A 25,413-nucleotide genomic window follows, 5' to 3' on the forward strand; every position below is an offset into this window, starting at 1 on the left:
CGGGTCCCGCCCATCAGCGGGCCTCGCGAGTCCGGCTCGGCGGAGACGAGTCGCCGCCGGAGCCCTCACCGCCGCCGCTCACCGAAGGGCCTCGGCTCGGCGGCTCAAGCCGCACCCGCACGCCGCCGCCGCGCAGCCGCCCTGCCCCCACGGGGCACCCGGGGCGGCTCGGTAGCCTCGGCGCGCAGCGGCAGGCCGCCGGGTACTCGCGCTCGTAGGGCTCGACAGCTCCAGGCTGCCGCGACGACGTGGAGGAGGCCGTGTGAGCACAGCCGAGCATGACGCCGGTCGGGGCGTGTGGTCCGAGCGCGGCGACGGCGCAGGGGACGTCACCGAGGTGCGTGTCGCGGCGGACGCGGACCGCGTCGCCGTCCTTCGCGGCGTGATCGCGGGCCTCGCGATGCGTGCCGACTTCGATCTGGACACCGTCGACGACTTGCGGTTGGCGGTGGACGAGGCATGCTCGTCTCTGGTGCGCCTGGCCACACCCGGAACACGTCTCGTGGCCCGGTTCCAGGTCGCGCCGAGCGTGCTCACCGTGGCGGTCACGGTGGCCGCACCCGAGGGCGCGACGCTCCGGAGGGACACCTTCGGGTGGCAGGTGTTGACGACACTCGCCACCGAGGTGACCGCCGCCGCCCGCCCCTCGGACGACCGCACCGGGCAACTGCTGGAGATCGAGTTCGTCAAGGTCCGCAGGGAGGCGATGCCGTGACTCAGCGCTCGCCGGTGAGCAGCCGGGATCACACCTACGAGCACCTGCTCCCGCTGTTCGCGACCCTGACGGACCTCTCGGAGGGCGATCCCCGGCGGACCACGGTGCGCGAGAAGCTCATCACCGAGCATCAGGCGCTGGCCCTGCACATCGCCCAGCGTTTCAGCAACCGAGGCGTGGCCATGGACGATCTCGTCCAGGTCGCCAACGTCGGCCTCATCCAAGCCGTCGACCGATTCGATCCCGCGCGGGGCACCGACTTCCTGGCCTTCGCCGTCCCGACGATCATGGGCGAGGTTCGACGCTATTTCCGGGACCGAAGCTGGTCGGTGCATCTGCCGAGGCGGCTGAAGGAACTGCATCTGGCGATCAACGCGGTGGTGCGTGAACTGTCCCAGTCACTCGGTCGGGCGCCGACGTCGACGGAGATCGCCGACAGACTGGGCATCTCGCGGGAAGAGGTCATCGAGGGGCTGGAGGTTCGCCACGCCTATCGTTCCTCCTCGCTCGACGAGGTCCTCGGCGACGAGGACTCGCCCTCGCTGAGCAGCACACTCGGCGCGGAGGACCCGGAGATGGCCGTGGTGGAGAACCGTGAGGCGCTGCATCCGCTGCTCGCGTCGCTGCCGGAGCGGGAGCGCACGGTTCTGCTGCTCCGTTTCTTCGGAAACATGACTCAGACTCAGATCAGTGAGCGGGTCGGCGTCTCGCAGATGCATGTCTCGCGAATCCTCGCCAAGACACTGCGGCACCTGCGGGAGCAGCTCGGCGACAGCTGAGTGACGCCTGCCGCCGCCACCTGTGGCCCGTTTGACTTCTCCTGCCTGGGGGTACCGATAACGACATCGGGTGAGAGCTATCACCCGGAAGTGGGTTTCGGTCACTGGGAGGCAGGATATGCAGACTGTTCTTTTCACAGTCGCCGACGACATCCCCGGATCGGTAGTGGTTCATTGCACTGATTCAGGAAGGATCGAGGTGACCGTGCGTCGTGGCCAGGTGGTCACGGCAGAGTTCGCGCAGATCCTCTCGGATGCGATCGCCTCGGCGGCCAGAACCGCCTTTCATGACGACGTCGAGGCTGCGTCGGACGTCGAGACGCCGTCGCCCCGCAGCGCAGCCTGATCGAGAGCTGCCGACCTGAAGCGGAGGTCTCGCCGATGAGCACCGATTCGCGCCTAGGGCTGGACGAACCGCAGGTGGACGTGCTCGCCAGGACCTTGACCCGGGCAGCCACCACCCTGCAGGCCCACGAGATCCCCTTCGCGGTGACCGGCGGCCTCGCGGCGTACGCACGAGGCGGCCCCGAGACCGATCACGACGTCGACCTGCTCATCCGGCTCGAGGACGCCGAGCGGACGGTGCAGGTGCTCGTCGAAGCCGGGATGCGGGCGGTCGATCCGCCGGAGGACTGGTTGTGCAAGGTGTACGACGGGGCGGTCCTGGTCGATCTCATCCACCGGCCCAACGAACGCAGGGTCACCGATCGGACGCTGCGGCGTGCCGAGTCGCTGCGCATCGGGTCCGTCCAGGCTCCGGTGGTGACCGCGACCGATCTCCTGACCGACAAGCTCCTCGTCCTCGGCCCGCACCGATGCGACTTCACCGAGGCTCTTCCCGTGGCACGTGCGCTGCGCGAACAGGTCGACTGGACCGAGGTCAGGGCCCAGGCCGTCGACTCGCCCTACGCCGAGGCCTTCCTGTTCCTGGTCGACAGGCTGGCGGTGACCGACGGCGAACCCCAGCGGAGGATGACATGACAGATCGACACCCGGACTCCCCGCAGTCCGAATCACCGCACGAGGCGCCGCAGTACGCGGCGGAACGAGTCCGCCGTGCCCTGGCCGTCGACCCGCGCACCTCAGAACTCGGCGTGCGGGTCACCGTCCGCGCCGCCGAGGTGTATCTCGACGGGGAGGTGCCCTGCCCGTCCCGCGCGGAGGCCATGACGAGGGTCGCGGCGGAGACCGCACCGGAACTGCACGTGCACAACCAGGTTCGGGTGACGACGACGCGCGGCCCGGCCGAGGCGGAGGAACTCCGATGATCCGGGTCGCGGCCGTGGGCGACGTCCATCTGGACCCGCGGTCGGCAGGCACGCTGCGACCGGTGTTCGTCGACGCGTGGCAGCAGGCCGACATGCTGCTTCTCGCCGGCGATCTGACCCGGCACGGAACGCTGGACGAGGCGCGGACGGTCGCCGCCGAGTTCGCCGAGCTGGGACTGCCGGTCGTCGCGGTGCTCGGCAATCACGACTACCACTCCGACCTGCAGGACGAGATCGCCGAGCTGCTCGAGGAGAACGGCATCACCGTGCTCGAAGGCGAGTCGGTGACGCTGACCGTGGACGGTCGGCGCGTCGGTGTGGCCGGGGTGAAGGGCTTCGGCGGCGGGTTCGCGGGGAAGTGCGGCACGGCGTTCGGTGAACCGGAGATGAAGGCGTTCATCGATCACACCACGGCGACCGCCCAGGACCTCCGGCGGGCACTGTCCGCGTTGGACGCGGACGTGCGCATCGCACTGACGCATTACTCGCCCGTCACCGAGACCCTGCGCGGCGAGCCGCTGGAGATCTACCCGTTTCTCGGCTCGTACCATCTGGCCGAGGCGGTTGACGACGCCGAGTGCGCGCTGGCGCTGCACGGTCATGCCCACTACGGCACCGAGCACGGCACCACCCCCGGCGGAGTGCGGGTCCGCAACGTTGCTCAACCCGTGCTGCACGCGGCCTACGCCGTGTATGACATCGAACCGGACGACTGAGCCGATCGGCCTCCCCGCCGCCCGGCCTTCCTGCTGACCGCCAGATCGACTGGGGGTGCGCGGACCGGCGGCTCGTACCGGTGACCGCGGCCGGTCGGGGACCGCGTTCGGCGCCCCGCGCCCTTAGGTGCTCCCCCGCCTCGTCCGCGCGGGTCAGCGTTCGAGGGCGGCCACTGCCTCGGACGCCAGGGACAGCTCTTCCCTGGCCTGCACCACCAGGACGGGGACGTCCGCGTCGGCGGGGCTGAGCAGGCCGTCGTCCGGCCGGTTGCCCGTCAACCGGTCCGGCACGCCCAGCAGCGCCAGCCGGGTGCAGATCGCCGTGCGCACCTCCGGCTGATCCCAGCCGATCTCGCCGGTGAACACCAGTGCGTCTACCCGGTCCAGGCTCGTCGCGCAGGCCGCCAGCTCGCGGGCCGCTCGGTGTGCGAAGACGGCCAGCGCGAGCGCCGAGGCCTCGTCGCCGTCCTCGGCAGCGCGCACCAGGTCACGCGTGTCGGCCGAGCGGCCGCCGGAGAGCCCCAGCAGGCCGGACCGGTGATAGAGGCCTTCGGCGAGGTCTGCGGCGGACATCGGTTCGTCCTTGGTCAGCAGCCACAGCAGCAGTCCTGGGTCGATGCTGCCGCTGCGGGTCGTCATCGCCAGGCCTTCCAACGGCGTGAATCCCATCGAGGTGTCGACGCTGCGGCCGTCCCGCACCGCGCACACCGACGCGCCGCCGCCCAGATGCGCCAGCAGCAGACGATCCGAACCGCCGGGCAACAGCCTGGTCGCCTGCTGCACGGCCCACTGATAGGACAGCCCGTGGAAGCCGTAGCGACGCAGCCCGTAGCGCTTCCGCCATTCCTCGGGCAGCGGGTAGGTCGACGCCTCGGCGGGCAGCGCGGCGTGGAAGGCGGTGTCCGGACAGAGGACCTGGGGCAGGTCCGGCAGACGCTCACGGGTGAACTCCAGCAGCCGCAGCGCGGTCGGGACATGGGACGGCGCCAGCGGTGCCGCGCGCCACGCCGCCCGCAGCGCACCGTCGTCGACGCGGGTGGCCGACCGCAGGTCGGACCCTCCGTGCACCAGCCGGTGTGCGACGACGTCGACGGGGCCGTCCCCCGAGCGAGACTGTGCGTCGAGGAGATCGTCCAGCAGAGCGTGGGTCTCCTCGCGGGACGGCGGGTGGGACACGCTGCGTTCGGCCAGCACCGTGTGGCGCTCCGCGTCCACCACGTGCGCCTTCAGGCTGCTCGATCCGGTGTTCACCGTCAGCACGGTGGTCAACGCCCGTCCACCCCCTCTGCACCGCCGCTCCGGGTGGTGCCGCTCCATGGGATGCCTCGGCTTGGGATGCCTCGGGGCGCGGTGCCGCTGGGTCCGATTTCTCGGCATGTGGTGCCGCGGGGTGTGATTTCTCGGCACGCGGTGCCTCGGTGTGCCTGCGCAGCGCTGCGAGCGCCTGCCGCCGAGACGACGCCGGGGAGACGGCGGGCCCGGCCGTGCCTCGAGCCGGTCGCCGGGCAGGCACCCGCGAGCGTCGCGAGCCCGCGGTCGGCCACCGACCCGCGTACGGACCTGCGGCTCATGCGGGGCCGGCGGACTGGTCCCCGGCCGGGGCATCGCGGACCTCGAAGGTCAGCTCATCGTTCTCGGCTGCCACCTCGACATGGCTCCCCGCATGGAGCGAGCCGTCCAACAGCCTGCCTGCCAGCGGGTTGTCCACCTCCCGCTGAATGGTTCGCCGCATCGGTCGGGCACCGAACTCGGGCTGATGGCCGCGCTCCGCGATCAGCCGTACCGCCTCCTCGCTGAACTCGATCGTGATGTCCATGTCGGCCAGCCGGTGACGCGTGTCGTCGAGCAGCAGCTCCGTGACCTGCCGCAGCTCCTCGGGTTCGAGCCTGCGGAAGATGATGATCTCGTCGATCCTGTTGATCAGCTCCGGGCGGAACGATTCCCGAAGTCGGGCCGTCAGACGCTGCCGGAGATCGACGTCCTCGCCGCCGGAGCCTCGGAAGCCGAGAGTGGTCGCCTTGCCGAGCAGATCCGACCCGAGGTTGCTGGTCATGATCAGCACCGTGTTGCGAAAGTCGACGGTGCGGCCCTCGCTGTCGGTCAGCCGCCCGTCCTCGAGGATCTGCAGGAGGAGGTTGAACAGGTCCGGGTGGGCCTTCTCGATCTCGTCCAGCAGCACCAGCGAGTAGGGCCTGCGACGCACCGGCTCGGTGAGCTCGCCCGCCTCGCCGTATCCGATGTAACCGGGAGGTGCGCCGACCAGCCTGCTGATCGTGTGTCGCTCCTGGAACTCGCTCATGTCCAGCCGGACCATCCGGTCCTCGTCGCCGTACATCGCCTCGGTGAGCGCCTTGGCCAGCTCCGTCTTCCCGACGCCTGTCGGCCCGAGAAACAGCAGGCTCGCCACCGGCCGCCGAGGATCTCCCAGTCCGGAACGGGAGCGACGCACCGCCTCGGCCACGGTCGACACCGCCTCGGCCTGGCCGATCACCCGCTCGTGCAGCCGGTCCTCCAGACGCAGCAGCCGGTCCCGCTCCTCCTCGGTGAGCTGACTGACCGGGACGCCGGTGGCCCTGGCGACCACCTCGGCGATGTCCTCGACGCCCACCTCGGTGACCGCGGCCGGTTGCGGCGAGCGCGCCTCGGTGATCCGCTCACGCATCGACCGCATCTGGTCGCGCAGCTGGGACGCCTTCTCATACTGCTCCTGGGCCACCGCCTCGTCCTTGTCCCTGGCGAGCTGATCGAGCTGGTGCTCGAGCCCGCGCACGTCACCGGGGGGCGTGCTGCGGCGGAGCTGACGACGCGCTCCCGCCTGGTCGATCAGGTCGATCGCCTTGTCCGGCAGATGGCGGTCGTTCATATAGCGGTCGGACAGTGTCACCGCCGCGACCAGCGCGTCGTCGGTGTAGCGGACCTGGTGGTGCGCCTCGTACCTGTCGCGCAGCCCGCGCAGGATCGTCACCGCGTCCTCGACATCGGGCTCGGACACCATGATCGGCTGGAACCGCCGTTCCAGCGCGGCGTCCTTCTCCACCGTGCGTCGGTACTCCTCCAGCGTGGTCGCGCCGATGACGTGCAGCTCACCCCTGGCCAGGGCGGGCTTGAGCATGTTGCCCGCGTCCATCCCGCCTTCGGCGCCCGCGCCCGCCCCGACCATCGTGTGCAGCTCGTCGATGAAGATGATCAGCCGTTCGTCCTCGCGGATCTCCTCGATGACCTTGCGCATCCGCTCCTCGAAGTCGCCCCGGAAACGTGTCCCGGCGACCAGCCCCGCCAGGCTCAGCTCGACGACTCGTCGTCCGATGAGCGAGTCCGGGACCTCGCCGTCGTGAATGCGCTGGGCGAGGCCCTCCACTATCGCGGTCTTGCCGACGCCTGCCTCACCGATGAGCACCGGGTTGTTCTTGGTGCGGCGGGAGAGCACCTCGATGGTCTGCTCGATCTCGTCGGACCGGCCGACGACCGGATCGAGTCTGCCCTGGCCTGCCAGACCGGTGAGGTCCTGACCGAACTGGTCGAGCGTCGGGGTCTGACTCGGAGCCGCGCTCGCGCCCGCCGACGGTGATGACGCGCCGCCGGGCGGCGTGCTGCGTCCCTCGGCTGCCGACCGGAGGGCCTCCGGCGTGATGCGGGCGGCCGAGAGCAGCTGCCCGGCACCGGACTCGGGGTTGGCGGCCAGGGCCAGCAGGAGATGTTCCGGCCCGATGTAGGAGGACCCGAGTCCCCGCGAGAGTTGAAAGGAGTCCAGCAGGGCCCTCTTCGCGGCAGGCGTGAGCATCGGCGCGGCCTCATGGTGCGCGCCTGGCGGTGTCTGCTCGTCGATCCGGGCCGCGAGCTGATCCGGGTCGGTTCCTGCCCGGCTGAGCAGCTCGCGGGTCGAGTCGGCACGCGTGGCGGCCCAGAGGAGCTGTTCGGCATCGAGATCGTCGCGTCCCCGGTCGGCGGTGTGCTGGGCCGCCGCGACGACCATCGCGCGGGCCTGTTCGCTCATCAGGCGGGTGAAGTCGACCCGCCGGACGCCGTGGCGCGGGTCGGTGGAGCCGAAGAATCGGGCGAGGAACTCCTCGAAGGGGTTCGCGTCGAAGCCGCCAGGATCGCCGAGACCGGTCATGGTCAGCTCACTCTCCCGTGGGTCGCCTTGGTCACCGCCGTTCGTCATGCCAGCCGGGGAGTACCCGGGCGGATTCGGCCGAAACGGCGGCGCCGGTCGCCTCGAGGGGAGGGTGTCGAGCACGATCTCGGCCGGTTCGCCCGCCGGGTTGCCCTATCGGGTTACCGGCAGGTCGATCCGGGTAGCCGGTAGCCGTACGCACGAGAACTCGGACATAAGGAGGGGCGATGGTTCAGTCTCACGGAGCACATGCTTCGGTCGCGAGCCCGTCCATGCCCGCGATACAGACCGCGGCGCGCATCGTCGGAGCCGTCTTCCTGCTGCTCGGTATTCTGGGATTCATTCCCGGCGTGACCACCGGCTACGACACGATGCAGTTCGCAGGCCACGAGTCTCAGGCCATGCTGTTCGGCGTGTTCCAGGTGTCGATCCTGCACAACATCATCCACCTGCTGCTCGGCGTGATCGGGCTGTCGATGGCCAGGTCGGGGGCGGCTGCCAAGTCCTTCCTGATCGGCGGCGGGGTGATCCTGTTGGCCTTGGCCCTTTACGGGACGGTCGTCGGACAGACCAGCACGGCCAACATCTTCCCGACCAACGGTGCCGACAACTGGCTGCACCTGATCGCGGGTCTGGGCATGATCCTGTTGGGCATCCTGCCCGCAGGCAGGAACGAGCGAACCTCGGAACGTGACGAGCGAGCTTCGGAACGGGAGTATCGGGGCCAGGCCTCTCCTGGCCAGACGCCCCGCGGTCAGGCCTACGGACACTGATCGGCTCTTCTGGAAGACCAGGGTGCGGTCGGTCGGATATCGAGATCCGGCGGGCCGCACCTCTGCCGCTGTCCTGCCGACCTCGATCGGGAGGGTGCGACGGCAGACTCCGGTGCGCACGATGACCGATGACCGGAAGTTCTCCCGGGCCTTCCGCCCTGGCAACCTCGCCGACGCTTCCGACGGCATGGCCAGAGCGAGACATTCACACGATGTTCGCCTGAACGAGCTACCTCCGCCGGAGGGACGACCGGTGTAGTGGTAGGGCGCACGGGGTAGGACGGAGAGGATGTCGAGCACCCACGCGGGGAGGACATGACGGTGGAACAGTGGATCGAGGCGCGGGAGATGCGTGAGGGCACTTACGCCGTGGTGATGCACCGGACGCAGCGGACCACCCACCACCTGGTGGTGTACAGCGCGACGTTCCTGGCCCGGATGGGGCTCTCCGACGCAGACGGACGCAGACTGGTCGAGACCGCCGTCGGCCTGCTGGCCGAGCGGGAGGACGAGGTGGAACACGACCTCGACCTCGACTGGATGGTCCACGAGGATGCCGACTTCCTGATCGCACTGCGGGAGCGGCTCGTGGAGTCGACGACCGTCTGAGACCTCCGATCACGTCGGTCGACGTCGTCGCCGGGCGAGGCACCCGGGCACGAGTCGGGGCCGCCTGCCGGATCTCCTCAGTGAGGTCCGTGCGGGCGGCCCCTTCGCCGTGTCCGGGATGTTCTGCGGGCGGCCTGCTCGCCGTGCCGAGCAGGCAGGGCCGTGGCGCGGCGTCGGTGGCCGCCGCAGGCGGCGGTCTCATGGTCATCGCATTCCGACGGGTTCAGTGTCGCCGGGCGTCGTGTCGCGTCCGCCGGAACCGGCTGTGGTGCTGCTCCTCGAAGGGGCAGTGGTGGTGCCGGGCAGCCCTGCCGCGCGGGTGGTGGTGGGCGGCGGCCGGGTGTTGCCGACGTCCCGAATGCTCATGCGGGTGGTGGTGCGGCGCTCGTCCCATCAGGCGGTGTCGAGCGTGTTCGTGCAGGTCGACGTTATCGCCGTCGGCCTGGTGGCGGAAGAACCGCTGCTGCTCGCCCTGGAGGGCGCTGAGCACCTCGATGGCGCCGGTGAGCAGCGGGACAGCCCACTGCGCCGTTCGCAGTCGTTGTTGCAGCGTGATCAGCTCGGGGGCGACGTGATCGCCCGCTCCGCGCGCGGGCACCGGCTGGTCCGTCATCGCCTCGAGCGTGCGGCCGAGTCGCCGCGCGTAGAAGGTCGCCGCGAGTGCCGCACCGGTCAACACCGCCTTCGCGACGCTCGAGGCGGCCACGCCATCCTGCTGTCTGATCCGCTCGCGGTTGGCCTTCGTCAGCGCGAGGCCGCCGAGCAGGTGTGCCCCGACCGCGACCACGTTCACCGGGCTCCAACTCCGCCAGCCCGCCGCCGCGATGCGACTGCGCTCGGCGGCGGAGGAGCTCTCCTCCGATGCTCCGGTGAGCCCGACCGCTCCCATCAGTGAACCCCCGAACCAGACGGCCAGCCCGAGATCGTGCACTGCGCGGACGACGGTATTCCGATGAGACATGAGCTACCTCCCGGCCGGTGTGGTGGGCAAGGGAGTACCCACGGTCGCGGTGTCCAGACGGGCCGGGCTCGGCGGGACACCATCGACGTAATCGACTCCTTGCCCGTCGATCTCGGCGGTCGGCTCGGTCGGCTGCGCCGGATCGACGTCCCCCGGCAGGTGTGGGGCCGAGGCTCAGTCGCGCGCCGGGGTCGGCTCCTCCGTCCGCGGCTGGGCGGGCTCCGGCTCGCTCGCCTCGGCCGCAGGCTCGGGCGAGCCTGCTTCGGTCGTCGCGTCCGCGACGTCGTTCGCGGGACTCTGCGCCGCCTGATCGGCTGCTCCCGGCTCGGCCGTCGTCGGCTGTCGGGTGAGCCGGAGCAGCGTCGGGACGATCGTCGCCAGCGCCACGACGTGCATCAGTCCGAGGACGAGCAGTGTCGAGACGTCGATCCCGGCGAACCCTGCGGGCGGCTCGGCGGCAAGGCCGATCACCACCAGCGGGGCGAAGGACACCACGAAGAAGGCGACGGAGACCGCCTTGAAGGTGTGCACGGGGCGGGAGTTCCAGCGGTGCAGTGCGGCCAGCACGAGGGCCGCGCCGACGGCGGACAGCACGCTGACGACGATCGGCGGGAGCAGCCGCAAGGGCAGCAGTCCTGCATCGACGTCGATGACCAGCATCGCGCCGAACCTGAGCAGCGAGTTCGCCAGCGCGGCGAGAAGGGCGGCGACCAGCAGCGCGAACGGAAGCCTGCTCAGGGCGAGCTGTTCGCGATCGGCCAATGGCGAGGGGGAGGTCCCGACGGACATGTCGACTCCATTATTTGAATGACGAAATAGTGGTATTTCTCAATCAATTGGCCCGACGATAGTCGAGATGCTGGTATTGCTCAACTATTGGATCCGAGAAAGTCGAGTATTGTTCGCGTATGTCTGGGGAGTACGCGAAGGATCAGTCGACGGCTGCGGCGCAGCCGGCGGGCTGCATCTGCGCCGCGCAGGCCGCCGAGGTGCCGACCGCGTCAGGAGACGCCGCAGCGGTGGGAAGTTCCGACCCCGAGAGACCCGAGTCGGAGAGCGCCGCCGAGTCGCTCGTGGACGAGGTGATCGTGTCGGCGTTCGAGCTCGTCAGTCGACTGCGGGGGGACCTCGCCTCGGTCGGAGCAGGCCTCGGTCTCTCGCAGGCCCAGACCTGGGCCCTGGTGAACCTGCGCGGTCCCGCGCCCATGCGGGAACTCGCGCGAGCGCTGTCCTGCGATCCTTCCAACGTCACGGGCATCGTCGACGGACTTCAACGACGCGGACTGGTGTCCAGGGAGGCCGATCCTCGTGATCGTCGGGTGCGGCGGCTCGTCCTCACCCCGGAGGGAGAACGGCGTCGGACGATGCTTCGGCAGCAGGTGTTCGGCGGGCAGACCGGGATCGGGGGGCTGTCCGGGCCGCAGCAGCGCACCCTTCTGGACCTGCTCGCCCGGGCGCTGCGCTCCTGAGCCTGCGGCCGACCGGGGAGCGAGACGCCCTGGGCTCTCGAAGACTGCGCCGGCGCGGGCGGCCTGGCCGAGAATGCCAGACCGGCACGCGACTGCTCGCCGCCTCGGCGGAGGCGGTGGACGGCGCGTCGTGGCCGAGTGCCCCGACAGCCCGGCCGAACTGCCCGGGGCGAGCCTGCCGCCGATCATCGGACACCTCCGCTGCCGCAAGCTCGAGGTGCCCGGCCGTGCCACCGCAGGCTCCCGTCCGCGGCGAGCGGGCCCGACCGGGGACCGGGCTCCTCGGCCCCTGCCGTCGTGCCGCAGAGCGGCTCGGACCAGCGCCGTCATGGGGTGGTCCGGCCGCGTCCGCAGGGCACGACGGCCGCGGCGGACGCGGCCCGCCTGGCCTCTTCTCAGCCGATGGTCGAGCGCTCGGCGTCGTCGACCGAGTGCTCCTGCGCGGCCAGCAGCGCCCGGTACCAGTGGAAGGACGCGCGTGGCGTCCGCTCCTGCGTCTGGTAGTCGACGCGCACGATCCCGAAGCGGGGGCCGTAGCCCAACGCCCACTCGAAGTTGTCGAGCAGCGACCAGAGGAAGTAGCCGCGCACGTCGATCCCCTCGGCCATGACCGCCTGGAGGACCGCGAGATGCTCGGCCAGGAAGTCGATGCGCTCGAGGTCCTGCGGTGCGGTCGTCGGCGCGGCCGGGTCGGTCGCGGCGCGGCCGCCCGCAGGCGTCTGGGCCTCGGCCGTGTTCTCCGCCTCCGCCGGATCGGGGTAGGCGCAGCCGTTCTCGGTGAGATAGATCGGCGGCAGCGTGCCGTGTCGGGCGCGCAGCCCCGTCAACACCTCGCGCAGGCCCGCAGGCTCGACCGGCCAGGTCAGCCCGGTCCGTCGGACTCCCGCCGGGCGGTGTGTGCGGTCTAAGCCGAGGTCGTCTGCGGTGCGAGCTGCCGGATCGGGCTCGGTGTGCGGGGCGTCGGAGACGTGAATCCGGTAGTAGTAGTTGAGCCCGAGGAAGTCCAGCGGCGTTCCGATCGCCGCGAGGTCCTCCTCACGGCGGAAGGAGAAGTCGGAGACCCCGGCGAAGATCTCGGTGAGCTCCGGCGGATGGCCCGCGCCGAGCACCGGGTCGCTGAACTGGTGATTGAGCACGCAGTCCAGCCGTGCGGCGGCGGCGGCATCGGCGGGGGAGTCGGACACCGGGACCACCGGCGACCGGTTCAGGGTGATGCCGAGACGGTCGCCCGGCCTCGCCTGAGCACGCAGCGCCGTCACCGCCAGCCCGTGCCCGAGCAGCAGGTGGTAGGCGGCGGCGAGGGCGCCGTGGCCCTCGGTGGCGCCGGGGGCATGTCGTCCCTGGGCGTAGCCCGCGATCGACGAGGGGTAAGGCTCGTTGAGCGTGATCCAGTTCTCGACGAGATCGCCGAGTTCGTCGTGCAGGAGCACCGCGTAGTCGGCGAAGCGCAGCGCCGTCTCCCGTTCCCGCCAGCCGCCGGTCTCCTCGAGTGCCTGCGGAAGATCCCAGTGATACATCGTGACGAAGGGCGCGATGCCCCGCTCCCGCACGCCGCCGAGCAGCCTGCGATAGAAGTCGATCCCGGCCCTGTTGGCCGGTCCCCGGCCGTCCGGCTGAATGCGCGGCCACGCGATGGAGAGCCGATAGGCGTCCACGCCGAGATCGGCGAGCAGTTCGACGTCCTGGGGCCAGCGGTGGTAGTGATCACATGCTGGACTGCCGCTCTCGCCGCCTGCCACCGCGCCAGGACGACGGCTGAAGGCGTCCCAGATCGAGTCGCCTCGGCCGTCCTCGTCCACTGCGCCCTCGATCTGATACGAGGAGGTCGCCACCCCCCAGACGAAGGACGGTGGGAAGCGCAGGGCCGGGTCGGGGTGGCGGGCGGCTGCGGGTGTGGGCACGAGGGGCTCCTGATCGCCGAGGATGCGGTGTCGTCATCGAGTTCCGCAGCCCATGATGTCTTCGGAGCAGCGTGATCGACAAGAGCCTGAATCGTGTTCGGTCGATCCGGCCCGAGAAGCCCGGACGGCCCCCGGAGTGGCTCCCACGCCCACGAGGGCGCGGGGCCGAGCCGGACTGAAGCTCGGCACTCCGAGGGCCGGGTGACTGCCTGGTATTCACCGACCGTTTTCCCCGTCGCGCACCCCCGGTGTGTGGCCGGAGGACGGCGCGTCAGGCCGTCGGCGTCGTACACCGATCGGGCGGCCTAGCGGGCATCCACCTCACGAGTCCTGCTGGTATTCAACGCTGGACCACATCCTTTCTCGTGTGCCACGAACATAGGCGCGGTGCCGAGGTCCCCGCAACGGATTTAGCGCCCTTCTCGCCCTCGGCGAACACGGTTGTCGGGCTGCCGCCCGCGCTCGACGTGGCGCAAGGGCAGGCCGAGGCGCTCGCGTTCCTGCGGACGGTGAGATCGGCGCCCTCGTGAGACGCCGAGGGCCGCCGGTCAGCGCCGGGCCGCAGGCAGCCCTGACCAGGATGGAGGTGGCGCCGGGTGTACTGCTCAACCCACGCGAGTGCCCAGCCCGGCCAGCGCGGTGCCCAGCGTGCGCAGGACGGCGACGGTCTCGGCGTGGGTCTGGTGCGGGCTCTCGATCTCGCCTGCGCGAATGCGCAGACAGACCTCCCGGAGCTGGTAGGTGTACCCGGCGCCGTCGAGTTCGAGCCGATGGGTCACCGGCTCGGCCCCGTGGACGGTCACGGTCATCTCGGTGGGCCGGAAGAACGGGTCGGCGAGGTCGACGCGCCCGAGGGTGCCCGACACACTGGCGCGTGCGTGCAAGGAGGCCGTCAGTGAGGAGCGCAGCACGGCATGCGCCCCCGCCGGGTAGCGCAGCAGCAGCCCGCTCTCGGCGTCGACGCCGTTGGGTGCCAGCGAGCCGTGCACCTCGACCCCGGTGGGCTCGCCGAGCAGCATGTGCGCGAAGGAGACCGGGTAGACGCCGAGGTCCAGCAGCGCGCCGCCGCCCTGTACCGGGTCCCACAGGCGGGCGGCCGGGTCGTAGGGCACGGCGAAGCCGAAGTCGGCAGAGACGGTGCGGAGCACTCCGATCTCGCCGTCGGCGACCAGGGTGCGTAAGCGCTGGATCAGGGGGTTGAACCGCGTCCACATGGCCTCCATGAGGAACCGGCTGCGCTCCGCTGCGAGCGTGACCAGCTCCTGAGCCTGCTCGGCGGTCAGGGTGAACGCCTTCTCGCACAGCACGTGCTTGCCCGCGAGCAGCGCGGCCTTGGCGACCTCGTGATGCGCGGCGTGCGGCGTGGCGATGTAGACGACGTCGACGTCCGGATCGGCCAGCAGCAGGCGGTAGTCGTCATAGGCGCGCGGAATCCGATGCGTCGCGGCGAACTCCTCGGCACGCGCCTGCGTTCGCGAGGAGACGGCGAGGATCTCGATCTCGGCCACCCGGTGCAGGTCCTCGGCCACCACGGAGGCGATGGCGCCCGTCGAGACGATTCCCCAGCGCAGTGGCGCATCCCTGTCTGTCACCGCGCCAGGCTAGCGCGATCTTCACCCGAAAGGGGTGCTTCGGCGGCCGAGACCTTGGCGTGTGCGGCAGACGAGCGGCAGGCGCCGAAGCCGCCTCGGGCGTGTGCGTGACGATCGCTCGACATGCGCGAGACACCGCGATGCGATATTACTCATCGTTCATCATAAGTGACTACCAGTGACGGTGGTGGACGTCGTCTCGCGGCCGGTGTGCCGGGGCCGCCGTCGACCCGTCGATGCGATTCGGCCCGGCGGAGACTCGCCTGCCTGCTCCGTCGGCGGCAACCTGCGGGCGCGACACCGGCTTGCCGCACCGTCACCGTCTTCCTGTACTGGAGAGATCATGCTCGCCTGGTTTGTTCGTTCGGTCGCTCAGGGCGACACCCATCTCGCGTCGGCGACGTGGAGTGGGCTGGCCCGTGTGCGACCGGTGTGCGACCCGGATCGACCCTTCTACCCGGCCAACGCCTTCGGAGTGGGGATTCTCGACTGCTACTACGACGACCAGCGCTGTTCGCGCTGCCTGACCGTGGTCGTCCCGCCGACGCCCGCCGCGAGGCCGCTGGCCGTGGTGCGCTGAGGCGATCAGTTCCCCGCGCCGTCCCCGCCCGAATGACTCCGAGTCGGGGGAGTGGCGGAGACAGCGCGGGGCGCGGCGTCGCGAGGCCGGTGGCGGCCCGGTGTGCGTCGATCCGGCCGGGTCGGCCTGCCTGCCGGTCCCAACGGGGCGGGCCCGGCCCCGTGGCGTCAGTCGGCTTCGCCGGTCGGTGGGGAGTCGGCGGGCGAGACGGGTGACGTCGGTTCGCCCCGACGCCGAGCCACGCAGGCGCACGCGTCCGGATCACGTCATCCTCGGGTGCGTCGGCCGCGCCGTCGATCGACCTCGGCTCAGGCCCCGAGGCGCGCGGCCCATCGGATGCCGCCGAGCAGGTGCGCCAGGAAATCAGGGTCGGTGTAAGCCTCCGACGCGTGTCCCAGTGCGGTGTACCAGGACCGGCCGCCGTGCGGTTCGTGGCACCAGGCGATCGGGTGATCTCCCATCGCATGCGGGCCCGGCTCATAGCGGGCCTCGTCGACGGAGAGGAGGACACGGACGTCCTCCCGAGGGTTGGCGTCGAAGTTGTACCACTCGTCGAGCCGGTTCCAGGTGGAGTCGAGATGCATGGTGGAGGGATGTGTCCGGTCCTCCACCGTGGCAGGCGCCTCCTGGACGGCGGGGTGATCGACGAAGCGGGCAGCGACCAGTTCGCGGTAGAAGGGCCAGTCTTTGTCCGAGGTGCTCGCCCCGTGCACGCCGACGAAGCCGCCGCCCGCGCGGACCCACTTCTCCAGCGCGGCCCGCCCCGCCGCGTCCACCGACGTGCCGCTGGTGCTCAAGAAGACCACCGCCGACTGCCGGGCCACCTCGGCGGTCAGGACGTCCGGGTCCTCCGTGGCCGTCACCGCGAAACCGTGTTCCCGGCCGAGCCTGCTGATCGCGGCCACCCCGGCCGGGATCGACTCGTGGCGAAACGCCGTCGTCCGCGAGTACACCAGCACCGAGGGACGGCTGTTCGGCTCGCTCATCGTGCTCCTCTGCTTCGTCGTGCCCCGTTGTCTCCACGCGCGACCGAGCACCGTCTTACGCAGGCCCGAGCGGCCGTCGCGGATCATGGGCGGTCGCGGCCGACCGATGATCGGGCCACGGTCTGCGACGACGGGATTTCCCGGTCGCGGCCCTGATTCTCCGGGGTCACGAGGGTAGCGGGTGGTCCGGCGGGCCGTCGTCGCCCGGCGGCCTGCGGCGACGCTCCGGTGGGCCGACGCCTGCGGTCGCCTGAGCGGTCTCCCGCAGTGCGGCGAGCGGGCAGCCGAACCGGCGGCGGGCAGGCCCGGCGTCGATGCACCGGCCCGGTCTGCGATCCGTTCCTGGGCGGGCGCGCTGACGGGCCCCACTGGGTCAGGGCAGGGTGAGGATCTGCGGGCCCTCGTCGGTCACGGCCACGGTGTGCTCGACGTGGGCGGCCCGGCTGCCGTCGATGGTGCGCAGCGTCCACCCGTCGTCGTCCATTCGGTAGGCGTCGTGGCCGCCTGCCATGAACATCGGCTCGATGGCGAGGACCAGCCCGTGACGCAGGGTGATGCCTCGGCCAGGCCTGCCGTCGTTGGCCAAAGCGGGCGCCTCGTGCAACGCCCGTCCGACGCCGTGACCCCCGAAGTCCTCCGGGATTCCGTAGCCTGCCGCGCGGCCGATGGTGCCGACGGCGCTGGCGATGTCGGTGAGCCTGCCGCCGACCACGGCCGCGGCGATCCCCGCCTCCAGCGCGGCGGTGGTGGTGGCGATGAGACGCAGGTCGGTCTCGGTGCCCGTGCCGATCACGAAGCTGACGGCGGCATCGCCGTGCCAGCCGTCCAACTCGGCGCCGCAGTCGACGCTCAGGAGATCGCCGTCGCGCAGTCGGTAGGAGCTGGGGATTCCGTGCACCACGGCGTCGTTGACCGAGGTGCACAGCACACCGGTGAAGGGCGTCAAGGCGAACACCGGCTGGTAGTTCAGGAAGGAGGGCTTCGCCCCAGCGTCCTTCATCACGCCGTGGGCGAGGTCGTCCAGTTCTCGCAGCGAGACTCCGGCCTTCGCCTCGGCCTGCACCTCGGCGAGCGCACGCCCGACGACGCGCCCCGCTTCCCGCATCGCCGCCAGTTCCGCGTTCGTCTTGATCACGACCATGACATGCTCCTCATCCCATCGATCCAATACCTATACCGGTATTTTTATCACGGTCTGGCGGTGGGCGGCAGCGGGGGCGGCCGGGACGACGGCCGCGTCCGTCGGAGGGCGAGCAGCCGTCTCTTGCCGGGGCCGATCCTCGGTCGACAGGCCTGCGGCGGCCCGGATGCGCCCTGGCCGGTGCCGGGCGGTGAGACGAGGCTGCGTCGTACCCGGTTCCGGTATTACTATCCCGGTATGGTGCGACCCCCGTTGAGCGGCGTGGAACGAGAGCGAGGCGAGCGACTGGGTGTCCTGCTCCGCCGGGCCAGAGGTGACCGGAGCATGGCGCAGATCGCCTCCGTCGCGGGAGTCTCCACCGAGACGCTGCGCAAGATCGAGACCGGCCGGGTGCCGACGCCTGCCTTCTTCACCGTGGTGGCGCTGGCCGCCGCGTTGGACCTTCCCCTGGATGCGGTGGCCAGCGTGAGTCTCGGCGGCGAACCGGAGGGTCCTGCGCTCTCGGCCTGATCGGCCGTCCGGGTGGAGATGTGGCCGGAAGGGGCCTTCGACGGAGCCAATCAACCCCTTGGCGGCGTCATCGGGGGTTTGATACCGCCATCGACAGCACGGCACGGGCTTCGTCGTGGTCGGCGGCTGCCGCCCCCGACGCACCTGCCGGTGAGCACTCCGTGCCCGGTGCGCACGAGCTTGGGTCAACTCCCGCGAGGCGCAGAAAGAAAGGACCACACTCGATGTTGAGACGTTCTCTGGTGGGGGTCGTCGGCGTGGTCGCCGTGCTGGCCGCCGGCTGTGGCTCGTCGGCGGGCGAGAGCGATCAGGTGACCCTGCGTTTCGGCTACTGGGGCAACGACGACCGGGCCCAGGCGACCAACGAGGCCATCGCGCTGTTCGAGGAGCGCAATCCGAACATCACCGTCGAGGCCTCCTTCTCGTCGTTCGAGTCCTACTTCCAGAAGCTGGCGACCGAGACCGCAGGTCGCAACGCCCCCGACGTCATCCAGATGGACTACCGCTACCTGCGGGAGTACGGCGACCGAGGCGCGCTCGCCGACCTCGCCTCCCCGGAGCTGGCGGCCGAGCTGAGCACGGACGGCATCTCCGCCGAACTGCTGTCCTCCGGTCAGCTCGACGATCAGCTCCTCGGCGTCCCGATGAGCCAGAACACCCAGATCCTCTTCTACGACACCGAGGTGTTCGACTCGGTCGGCGTCACGCCGGAGGACGGCTGGACCTGGGACGAGTTCGAGGAGGCCTCCTCCGCCATCAGTGCGATCGACGAGGGGCAGGTCTTCGGCACCGCCGACTTCGGAATGGCCATCGACTGGTTCGAGGTCTGGCTCGGCCAGCAGGGCGGCGAGCTGTACACCGCCGACGGCGGGCTGGGCTACGGCGCCGAGGAGGTCGCGGAGTTCTGGGAGCTGGCGGATCGCTTCCGTGAGTCCGGCGCGTCCACCCCGGCCGACGTCGGCACCGGCTCGGACGGCTCCATCGCCACCAGCCCGATGGGCAAGAACCGGGCGGCCTCGGAGTTCGGCTACGACAGCGGCCTGACCTCCTACGCCCAGACCCTCGGTGACCAGATCAGCGTCGCGCCCTTCCCGAGCGACGGTGACGACCTCGGCCAGTACGCCAAGCCCAGCATGCTGGCCTCGGTGTTCTCCGGTTCGAATCACCCTGCCGAGGCGGCCAGGTTCATCGACTTCATGGTCAACGACCCCGATGCGGGCGAGATCCTCGGCACCACGCGGGGCATGCCCGCCAACGACGAGGTGCGCTCGGCGATCAGCGGCTCCCTGGAGGGCGCCGAGCTGGTCGCGTACGAGTTCGAGGAGGCCATCGCCGACCGGCTCGTGGCTGCGCCCGCCCCGCCGCCGCCCGGCGAGGGCGCCATCAAGCGTGACTTCCAGCGCATCAACGACGAGATCGCCTTCGGGCGGCTCAGCGTGCAGGAAGCTGCGGAGCAGTTCATCGCGGGGGCGGAACAGCAGCTCTCCTGATCATCGGGCGAACCGATCTCGCTCCATGGGTTCGCCGACGGCGCCGCCACGTCACCGACGTGGCGGCGCCGTCGTGTGTCGGGGCACTGCTGGTCGAGACCGCCGTGAGCAGGCCGGGCGCCGACTTCGTCCTCGGTGGCTGATCGCCAGGAGAGATCGGAGGGATGGCCGGAGCAGGTCAGCACCGTTGTTCCCGGCCGGGCCTCCCGGATATCTTTCGTTGGAACAGACCGCCGAGATCATGTCTCGTCGCCAGGTCGGTTCTGGAACCAGTCTCCGTCCCGGTCGGCTGTACGGGCGGATTCCTCGGCTGTTCCCGGCGGGCCGGACTGCGTTGATTCATCGGATCTCTGACGGAGGTCTTCGGCGGGAGATCCTCCGTCGGTCGGCGGGCCGGTGTCGACGACGTCGCGCCGAGCACGGCAGACGTCCGGGGCTTCACATCGGGCGCCGAGGACGTCGACCCTGATGCGAAGACCTCGCCCGCCGGGACGCCCCGAGAACGGAGACGACGAATGACCGCCCAACCCGATGCCCGGACGGACTGGTTCACCGAGGCCCGTTTCGGGCTGTTCGTGCACTGGGGCCTCTACTCGCTGGCGGCCCGTCACGAGTGGGTGAAGCTCCGGGAGCACCTCGGCGACGAGCACTACGACCGGTACCTGGAGCAGTTCCGCGCCGACCGTTACGACCCGAGGCGCTGGGCCGCCGACGCCAAGGCTGCCGGGATGCGCTACGCGGTCCTGACCAGCAAGCATCACGAGGGCTTCTGCCTGTGGGATTCGGCCTTGACCGAGTACAAGGCCACCAGTACGCCTGCCGCCCGAGACCTGCTCGCCGAGTTCGTCGCCGCGTTCCGTGCCGAGGGGCTGCGGGTCGGCTTCTATTACTCGCTGATCGACTGGCACCATCCCGACTACCCGCTCGACTGGATGCACCCGGCGTTCAAGACCGGCGTCCAGCCCGGCGGCGATCTGCCGAGCTACGTCGACTACCTGCACGGACAGGTTCGTGAGCTGATCACCGAACATCGCCCGGACATCCTGTGGTTCGACTTCTCGTTCCCCGAGTTCCCGCCGGAGGAGGGCGCCCCCGGCAAGGGCCGCGACGACTGGCAGTCCGCGCGGCTGGTCGAGATGATCCGCGAGCTGGACTCCGACGTGCTGATCAACGACCGGCTCGACCTGCCCGGCAGCGCGGACTTCCGCACACCGGAGGAGATGGCGCCGCACACGGACCTGCGGTCCGGGGAGCACGCCATGCCCTGGGAGGCGTGCCGGACGCTCAACGGGTCATGGGGATACGCGCCGTCGTTCCAGCAGTGGCTCGATGCGGGACAGGTGCTGCGTCTCCTCGTCGACGGGGTGGCCAAGAACGGAAACCTGCTGCTCAACGTCGGTCCCACCGGCAGAGGCGAGTTCGAGCCGAGGGCCAGGGAGTTGCTGGCCGAGGTGGGGGAGTGGATGCGGCTGCACGGTGACTCGGTGCACGGCGCCGGGGCGAGCACCGTGACGGCGCCGCCCGACTGTCGGGTGACTCAGTCGGGTGATCGCGTGTTCGTGCACCTGTTCTCCTGGCCCGCAGGCCTGCTCGTCGTCGAAGGTCTGGCGGGCCGACTGCGGTATGCCTCGTTCCTGCACGACGGAGCGGAGGTGCCGTTTACCGAGGTGCGGGGCTGGACGCCCGACGTGCCGCATCGGGTCGCGCCGGGGCCGGAGGGCTCCGTGGTGCTGACCCTGCCCGCACGACGGCCGGACTCAGCCGTTCCCGTCATCGAGCTGAGCCTGCGTTCGTAGCCACCCCTCCACCCCGGCGACGTGCATCGTCATCGAGGCGGCGGCCAGATCCGGTCGCCGGGCACTGATCGCGTCCAGGATGGCGCGGTGCTCGGCGATCGTGCGCCGCACCGCGCCGTTCTCGGTCAGCCCGCGCCAGATCCTGGCCCGCTGGGTGCGGCTCGACACCGTCTCGATCAAGGAGACCAGCACCTCGTTGCCGCTGACCGCCGCGACCCGGCGATGGAACTCCAGGTCGTTGGCCAGCAGATCGTCGACCGACGGCTGCTCGCCGAGGTCGTCGAGCAGCGCGGTGAGCTCGGCGATCTGCGCATCGGTGGCGGACTGCGCGGCCAGTGCGGCCGCCGCCGGTTCGAGGATGCGGCGGACCTCGAAGAACTGCAGCAGGCTGTCGTCGCGGTGCAGGTCGACGATGAAGCCCATGGCCTCCAGCAGGACCGAGGGCTCCAGGCTGGTCACGTAGGTGCCGTCGCCCTGTCGGACGTCCAGCACCCGGATGAGGGAGAGCGCCCGGACCGCCTCGCGCAGCGAGTTGCGGGACAGCCCCAGTCGCTCGGCCAGATCGGCCTCGCGCGGCAGCCGGTCGCCGGGCCGCAGCTCGCCGGAGACGATCATGCCGCGGATCTTGGTGATGGCCGTGTCGGTCAGCGACACCTGTCGTTCCTCCGAGGTGCGGTAGGGGTGCGGTGGAGCGTACGGCAGCCTGCGCCCGAACCGATACGGGCGGCAGGGGCTTCGTCACCGCATGGAGCCCTTCGTGATCCGGGTCGACGTGAGTCTTCGGCATCCTGTCGCCGAAGCGGTGCCGACGGGGCGCTGCGGACTCGCTACGGGCGGGAATCGCCTCGTCGCGTCGGAGGTCCCCTCGCCGCCCGGTCCGGCCTTCGACGTCGCAGGCATGTCCGCCGACCGGACGAACAGGCTGCGCCGGCGGCAGGAATCGATACATCCGATTAATTGCCGTTATCGGCCACCGTTCAGTCGGCGACGTGGACTTTTCGATCGTCGACCTCGAGCATACGTCCTATGTGTTGCCCTGCTCGACGATGAGCGGGCGTGATGATGAGGAGACGGTGTGGAAAGACGAGGCAGACGGGCCGCCCGGTCGGCGGTGGCCGCCACGGGGCTGGCGGTCGCGCTGGTCGCCGCGACGCTCGGTGGCGGAGCGGTCGCGACGGCGCAGAACGAACCGGACTGGGTCCCGGTCGAGCGGCAGTCCTACGGCGTCGAGCCCAACCTCGATCGCGGCGTCGTCGCGCTGAACCAGGGCGAGGGCAACGTCTACGTCGGCTGGCGACTGCTGGAGTCCGACCGCGAGAACGTCGGCTTCCACGTCTTCCGGGAGACCGACGGCCGCAAGACGAAGCTGAACCGGGTTCCGCTGCGGGACAGCACGAACTTCGTCGACGAGACCGCCGACCTGACCAAGGAGAACACCTACACGGTCAAGCCGGTCGGCAACGGGCGACCGGACGACCGAGGTACCGCGTACACGCTCGGCGCGAACAGCGCCGACCAGGGCTATCTGTCCTTCGACCTCGCCGACGACATCGACCAGACCGCCCGGCACATCGCCACCGGCGACCTGGACGGCGATGGCGACCTGGACTTCGTCATCAAGCGCGGCAACCAGAACATCGACCCCTCGCGCAGCGAGACCCCCACCGACACCTACAAGCTCGAGGGCTACACCAACGAGGGCGAGTTCCTCTGGCGTCGTGATCTCGGCGTCAACCTGCGTACCGGCATCTGGTACACGCCTTACGTGGTCGCCGACCTGAACGGCGACGGCAAGGCCGAGGTCGCGTACAAGTCCAGCGAGGTGGACGAGGACCTGAACGGCGACGGGCGCACCGACTATCGCGGCGCCTCGAACTGGCGGGTCTACGAGGGACCGGAGTACGTCGAGATCCTGGAGGGCGCGACCGGTGAGACCATCGCCCGTGAGGACTGGATCTCCCGAGGCGAGCCCGGAGAGTGGGGTGACGAGAAGGGCAACCGCTCCGAGCGCCATCAGCTCGCGATCGCCTATCTCGACGGCGATAAGCCGAGCCTGATCGTCATGCGCGGCACCTACGCGCAGATGAAGGCCGAGGCCTGGGACTTCCATGGCGACGAGCCGGCGCAGCTCTGGAGCTGGACACGCCCCCGCGACGAGAACGGCCGATACGCCGAGGGCATGGGCTTCCACAACATCCGCACCGGCGACGTGGACGGCGACGGCAGGGACGAGCTGATCAACGGCAGCGTTGCCATCGACGACGATGGAACCACCATGTGGATCACCGGCGAGGGCCATGGCGATCGGCTGCACATGACCGACATCGATCCCACTCGGCCGGGCCTGGAGATCTTCTACGTCCAGGAGGTCAACAGCCACTACGAGCATCCGATCCACCTGCGTGATGCCGCCACCGGTCAGCTGATCTGGGGCATCGAGGGCGAGAAGTGGGACGACGTCGGCCGAGGCTCGGCCGCCGACATCGATCCGACCCAGCCCGGTCTGGAGGTCTGGTCCGGTCGTCCCGACCCGACCGGCGCCACCGTGATCGAGCCGCCGACCGACAAGCTGTACAACGCCAAGGGCGACGTCGTCGGCACGCGGCCGTACAGCGTCAACTACGGCATCTGGTGGGACGGCGACCTGCTGCGCGAGTCGCTGGACGGCGTGTACATCGACAAGTGGGACTACGAGAAGGAAGAGCTGGTGAATCTGCTGACCGCCGAGGCAGACCCGGCCAGCGGCACCGAGCGCTACTCGGTCCTCGGCTACGGCGACGTGATCGGCGACTGGCGCGAAGAGGTCTTCTACGTCCACGACCGCTTTGAGATCAGGATCTACAGCACCACGATCCCGACCGAACACCGGTTCCCGACCTTCCTGCAGGACAAGGACTACCGGTCGAGCCTGGCCAGCGAGGCCTCCGGCTACATGCAGTCCACCCAACCCGGCTTCTACTTCGGTGCGGAGTCCGCTCCCGAGAAGTGACGTCGGCTCGGCAGGCACGACGGCGTCCGCGCTGCGCGTCACCGAGTAGGACCGGCGGTCTCGTTCCCGTGCGCTGTGAGGGAACGAGACCGTCCCGTCCGTGCGGGTCGCTGCCGTCGTCTCGGGTCCGCCGACGGCGGCGTCGGCCGCATCGGCTGCTCTCGATCAACGAACGGGAGCCCGCTGCTTCGGCACTGCGGCGGGCCTGCGCGGGTCGACGGCGAAGCATGGACGCGGTGTCCGTGCCGGGGCGACATACCGGGCAAGTGCGAAGGGGACGGCGCCATGCCGTCCCGTGTGCCGACCGGCTCGGCAGGCGGGTCGTCGGGCGCGAGGTGTTCGCAGGGCGCCTCGTTCTGTCGTTCGTCCCGGCCGCCGCGCCTGTCTCGGCTGACTCCTCGGACCGTCCTCGCCGGGCTCCTCGAACAGCGGAGCCCGACCTGTCGCGACGCGGGAGCGTGCCGGTCCGAGACCGCCGAAATGTACTGACGGCAGGCGACGCCGGCCGGATTCCGCGCGACGGATCAGTTCGCGAGAGCGGGCCGGCCGTCGTTCCCGTGGTAGCGAGCACCGTGTTCCTTCCGCCGGAGAGGCGACGGAGGAACTCCCCGTCGTGGTCGCCGACCTGCCGTGTCGGGTGGCAGACAGGTCGTCCGGCGCGGGCCTGCGGGGGAACGGGGTCCTCGGCGTCGCCACGGCGATGACGGCGAAGTTCCCGAGAGGCCTGCGACGTGGTGTCGGTCGATCGGCTCGGCGTCGACGCAGTAGAAGACCCGAAAAGCGAGTCATACATCGGATGTCGGGTTGTGGACCGGCTGTTTCGTAGGCACGACGACGACCTTCACCGCAGACGCTTCACGTACTAGCCTCGGAAGGCGGGGCTGACGACGGCACGACCGGCGGAGTGGGGTGGTAGCCGTGCGGACGGGTCGTCGGGACGGACACGCCTTCCGCTCGCCGTGTCGGAAGGCCCTCGCGGCGGCCGGCCGGGCCGGGCACCGCAGCGGGCTCTACGGCAGACGAA

23 protein-coding genes are annotated in these 25,413 nt (G+C 70.2%); 14 read left to right on the forward strand and 9 right to left on the reverse strand.

The features are described from left to right. Positions 1–262 precede the first annotated feature (262 nt). The 6 genes from UA74_RS33485 to UA74_RS11840 all read left to right on the forward strand — a co-directional run bounded on the left by UA74_RS33485 (position 263) and on the right by UA74_RS11840 (position 3,478). On the forward strand, positions 263–715 hold the full coding sequence (locus UA74_RS33485) for an ATP-binding protein (protein WP_232237726.1): 453 nt from the start codon (positions 263–265) through the stop codon (positions 713–715). Beyond that, positions 712–1,494 carry an RNA polymerase sigma factor SigF gene (locus tag UA74_RS11825; RefSeq protein WP_075740297.1) on the forward strand — a complete coding sequence of 261 codons (783 nt, stop codon included), beginning with the start codon at positions 712–714 and terminating at the stop codon, positions 1,492–1,494. Before UA74_RS33485 ends, UA74_RS11825 begins: the two co-directional genes overlap by 4 nt. A 199-nt stretch (positions 1,495–1,693) precedes the next feature. Further along, complete coding sequence (locus tag UA74_RS31735) at positions 1,694–1,840, forward strand: hypothetical protein (RefSeq protein ID WP_157434133.1); 147 nt, start codon at positions 1,694–1,696, stop codon at positions 1,838–1,840. Between the two features lie 35 nt (positions 1,841–1,875). Next, a complete protein-coding gene (locus UA74_RS11830; protein ID WP_075740298.1) occupies positions 1,876–2,475 on the forward strand; it encodes a nucleotidyltransferase family protein in 600 nt (199 codons plus the stop codon). Next, the gene (locus UA74_RS11835) at positions 2,472–2,762 is read left to right on the forward strand and encodes a BON domain-containing protein (protein ID WP_075740299.1); all 291 of its coding nucleotides are present in this window, start codon (positions 2,472–2,474) and stop codon (positions 2,760–2,762) included. Before UA74_RS11830 ends, UA74_RS11835 begins: the two co-directional genes overlap by 4 nt. Beyond that, on the forward strand, positions 2,759–3,478 hold the full coding sequence (locus UA74_RS11840; RefSeq protein ID WP_075764361.1) for a metallophosphoesterase family protein: 720 nt from the start codon (positions 2,759–2,761) through the stop codon (positions 3,476–3,478). The genes UA74_RS11835 and UA74_RS11840 overlap by 4 nt, the downstream gene beginning before the upstream one ends. Before the next feature lie 153 nt (positions 3,479–3,631). Here the strand turns inward: UA74_RS11840 and UA74_RS11845 are convergent, their stop codons facing one another. Both UA74_RS11845 and UA74_RS11850 read right to left on the reverse strand, forming a co-directional pair. Next, entirely contained in the window at positions 3,632–4,738 is a 1,107-nt protein-coding gene (locus UA74_RS11845; RefSeq protein WP_232237834.1) for an acetate/propionate family kinase, read from the reverse strand. 307 nt (positions 4,739–5,045) lie between these two features. Continuing rightward, complete coding sequence (locus UA74_RS11850; RefSeq protein ID WP_075766097.1) at positions 5,046–7,592, reverse strand: ATP-dependent Clp protease ATP-binding subunit; 2,547 nt, start codon at positions 7,590–7,592, stop codon at positions 5,046–5,048. 227 nt (positions 7,593–7,819) lie between these two features. On the opposite strand from UA74_RS11850, the gene UA74_RS11855 reads away from it, so the two are divergent. Both UA74_RS11855 and UA74_RS11860 read left to right on the forward strand, forming a co-directional pair. Then, complete coding sequence (locus tag UA74_RS11855; RefSeq protein ID WP_083683141.1) at positions 7,820–8,365, forward strand: DUF4383 domain-containing protein; 546 nt, start codon at positions 7,820–7,822, stop codon at positions 8,363–8,365. 315 nt (positions 8,366–8,680) lie between these two features. Next, positions 8,681–8,974 carry a hypothetical protein gene (locus UA74_RS11860; protein WP_075740302.1) on the forward strand — a complete coding sequence of 98 codons (294 nt, stop codon included), beginning with the start codon at positions 8,681–8,683 and terminating at the stop codon, positions 8,972–8,974. Between the two features lie 223 nt (positions 8,975–9,197). Here UA74_RS11860 and UA74_RS11865 read toward each other — a convergent pair whose 3' ends face one another. Next, positions 9,198–9,935 (reverse strand): hypothetical protein, encoded by a 738-nt coding sequence (locus UA74_RS11865; protein WP_198042997.1) that lies wholly within the window; start codon positions 9,933–9,935, stop codon positions 9,198–9,200. Between the two features lie 174 nt (positions 9,936–10,109). Continuing rightward, positions 10,110–10,724 carry a DUF6069 family protein gene (locus tag UA74_RS11870; protein ID WP_157434134.1) on the reverse strand — a complete coding sequence of 205 codons (615 nt, stop codon included), beginning with the start codon at positions 10,722–10,724 and terminating at the stop codon, positions 10,110–10,112. 119 nt (positions 10,725–10,843) lie between these two features. On the opposite strand from UA74_RS11870, the gene UA74_RS11875 reads away from it, so the two are divergent. Then, the gene (locus UA74_RS11875; protein ID WP_083683142.1) at positions 10,844–11,404 is read left to right on the forward strand and encodes a MarR family winged helix-turn-helix transcriptional regulator; all 561 of its coding nucleotides are present in this window, start codon (positions 10,844–10,846) and stop codon (positions 11,402–11,404) included. A gap of 395 nt (positions 11,405–11,799) precedes the next feature. Here UA74_RS11875 and UA74_RS11880 read toward each other — a convergent pair whose 3' ends face one another. Further along, a complete protein-coding gene (locus UA74_RS11880; protein WP_083683143.1) occupies positions 11,800–13,305 on the reverse strand; it encodes a glycoside hydrolase family 1 protein in 1,506 nt (501 codons plus the stop codon). A 605-nt stretch (positions 13,306–13,910) separates the two neighbouring features. After that, a complete protein-coding gene (locus tag UA74_RS11885) occupies positions 13,911–14,897 on the reverse strand; it encodes a Gfo/Idh/MocA family protein (RefSeq protein ID WP_075740305.1) in 987 nt (328 codons plus the stop codon). A 343-nt stretch (positions 14,898–15,240) separates the two neighbouring features. Here UA74_RS11885 and UA74_RS31740 point away from each other — a divergent pair, with 343 nt between their 5' ends. Continuing rightward, entirely contained in the window at positions 15,241–15,477 is a 237-nt protein-coding gene (locus UA74_RS31740) for a hypothetical protein (RefSeq protein WP_157434135.1), read from the forward strand. A gap of 308 nt (positions 15,478–15,785) precedes the next feature. On the opposite strand, the gene UA74_RS11895 is transcribed toward UA74_RS31740, so the two are convergent. Both UA74_RS11895 and map read right to left on the reverse strand, forming a co-directional pair. Next, entirely contained in the window at positions 15,786–16,463 is a 678-nt protein-coding gene (locus tag UA74_RS11895; RefSeq protein ID WP_075743705.1) for a ThuA domain-containing protein, read from the reverse strand. Between the two features lie 373 nt (positions 16,464–16,836). Beyond that, positions 16,837–17,604: a type I methionyl aminopeptidase gene (gene map / locus UA74_RS11900; protein WP_075740306.1), complete on the reverse strand. Its 768-nt coding sequence runs from the start codon at positions 17,602–17,604 to the stop codon at positions 16,837–16,839. A gap of 237 nt (positions 17,605–17,841) precedes the next feature. On the opposite strand from map, the gene UA74_RS11905 reads away from it, so the two are divergent. The 3 genes from UA74_RS11905 (at position 17,842) to UA74_RS11915 (ending at position 21,400) form a co-directional block, all read left to right on the forward strand. Beyond that, entirely contained in the window at positions 17,842–18,114 is a 273-nt protein-coding gene (locus tag UA74_RS11905; protein WP_075743706.1) for a helix-turn-helix domain-containing protein, read from the forward strand. Between the two features lie 224 nt (positions 18,115–18,338). After that, positions 18,339–19,604, forward strand: a complete 1,266-nt coding sequence (locus UA74_RS11910) for an ABC transporter substrate-binding protein (protein WP_075740307.1) — start codon at positions 18,339–18,341, stop codon at positions 19,602–19,604. Positions 19,605–20,119: 515 nt separating this feature from the next. Beyond that, positions 20,120–21,400 (forward strand): alpha-L-fucosidase, encoded by a 1,281-nt coding sequence (locus UA74_RS11915; protein WP_075740308.1) that lies wholly within the window; start codon positions 20,120–20,122, stop codon positions 21,398–21,400. Here the strand turns inward: UA74_RS11915 and UA74_RS11920 are convergent. Beyond that, entirely contained in the window at positions 21,362–22,054 is a 693-nt protein-coding gene (locus tag UA74_RS11920) for a FadR/GntR family transcriptional regulator (protein WP_075740309.1), read from the reverse strand. The two genes, UA74_RS11915 and UA74_RS11920, sit on opposite strands and share 39 nt — an antisense overlap. Before the next feature lie 421 nt (positions 22,055–22,475). Between UA74_RS11920 and UA74_RS11925 the strand changes: the two genes are divergently transcribed. Then, on the forward strand, positions 22,476–24,389 hold the full coding sequence (locus UA74_RS11925) for a rhamnogalacturonan lyase family protein (RefSeq protein ID WP_157434136.1): 1,914 nt from the start codon (positions 22,476–22,478) through the stop codon (positions 24,387–24,389). Positions 24,390–25,413 lie beyond the last annotated feature (1,024 nt).

Source organism: Actinoalloteichus fjordicus, from assembly GCF_001941625.1.
In the GTDB taxonomy this organism is placed as follows: domain Bacteria; phylum Actinomycetota; class Actinomycetes; order Mycobacteriales; family Pseudonocardiaceae; genus Actinoalloteichus_A; species Actinoalloteichus_A fjordicus.

Coding starts and splice junctions, on each gene's coding strand:
- UA74_RS11830 (WP_075740298.1), top strand. CDS start 1,876: ATGAGCACCGATTCGCGCCTAGGGCTGGACGAACCGCAGGTGGACGTG.
- UA74_RS11835 (WP_075740299.1), top strand. CDS start 2,472: ATGACAGATCGACACCCGGACTCCCCGCAGTCCGAATCACCGCACGAG.
- UA74_RS11840 (WP_075764361.1), top strand. CDS start 2,759: ATGATCCGGGTCGCGGCCGTGGGCGACGTCCATCTGGACCCGCGGTCG.
- UA74_RS11850 (WP_075766097.1), bottom strand. CDS start 7,592: ATGACCGGTCTCGGCGATCCTGGCGGCTTCGACGCGAACCCCTTCGAG.
- UA74_RS11855 (WP_083683141.1), top strand. CDS start 7,820: ATGGTTCAGTCTCACGGAGCACATGCTTCGGTCGCGAGCCCGTCCATG.
- UA74_RS11860 (WP_075740302.1), top strand. CDS start 8,681: ATGACGGTGGAACAGTGGATCGAGGCGCGGGAGATGCGTGAGGGCACT.
- UA74_RS11865 (WP_198042997.1), bottom strand. CDS start 9,935: ATGTCTCATCGGAATACCGTCGTCCGCGCAGTGCACGATCTCGGGCTG.
- UA74_RS11870 (WP_157434134.1), bottom strand. CDS start 10,724: ATGTCCGTCGGGACCTCCCCCTCGCCATTGGCCGATCGCGAACAGCTC.
- UA74_RS11875 (WP_083683142.1), top strand. CDS start 10,844: ATGTCTGGGGAGTACGCGAAGGATCAGTCGACGGCTGCGGCGCAGCCG.
- UA74_RS31740 (WP_157434135.1), top strand. CDS start 15,241: ATGCTCGCCTGGTTTGTTCGTTCGGTCGCTCAGGGCGACACCCATCTC.
- UA74_RS11895 (WP_075743705.1), bottom strand. CDS start 16,463: ATGAGCGAGCCGAACAGCCGTCCCTCGGTGCTGGTGTACTCGCGGACG.
- map (WP_075740306.1), bottom strand. CDS start 17,604: ATGGTCGTGATCAAGACGAACGCGGAACTGGCGGCGATGCGGGAAGCG.
- UA74_RS11905 (WP_075743706.1), top strand. CDS start 17,842: ATGGTGCGACCCCCGTTGAGCGGCGTGGAACGAGAGCGAGGCGAGCGA.
- UA74_RS11910 (WP_075740307.1), top strand. CDS start 18,339: ATGTTGAGACGTTCTCTGGTGGGGGTCGTCGGCGTGGTCGCCGTGCTG.
- UA74_RS11915 (WP_075740308.1), top strand. CDS start 20,120: ATGACCGCCCAACCCGATGCCCGGACGGACTGGTTCACCGAGGCCCGT.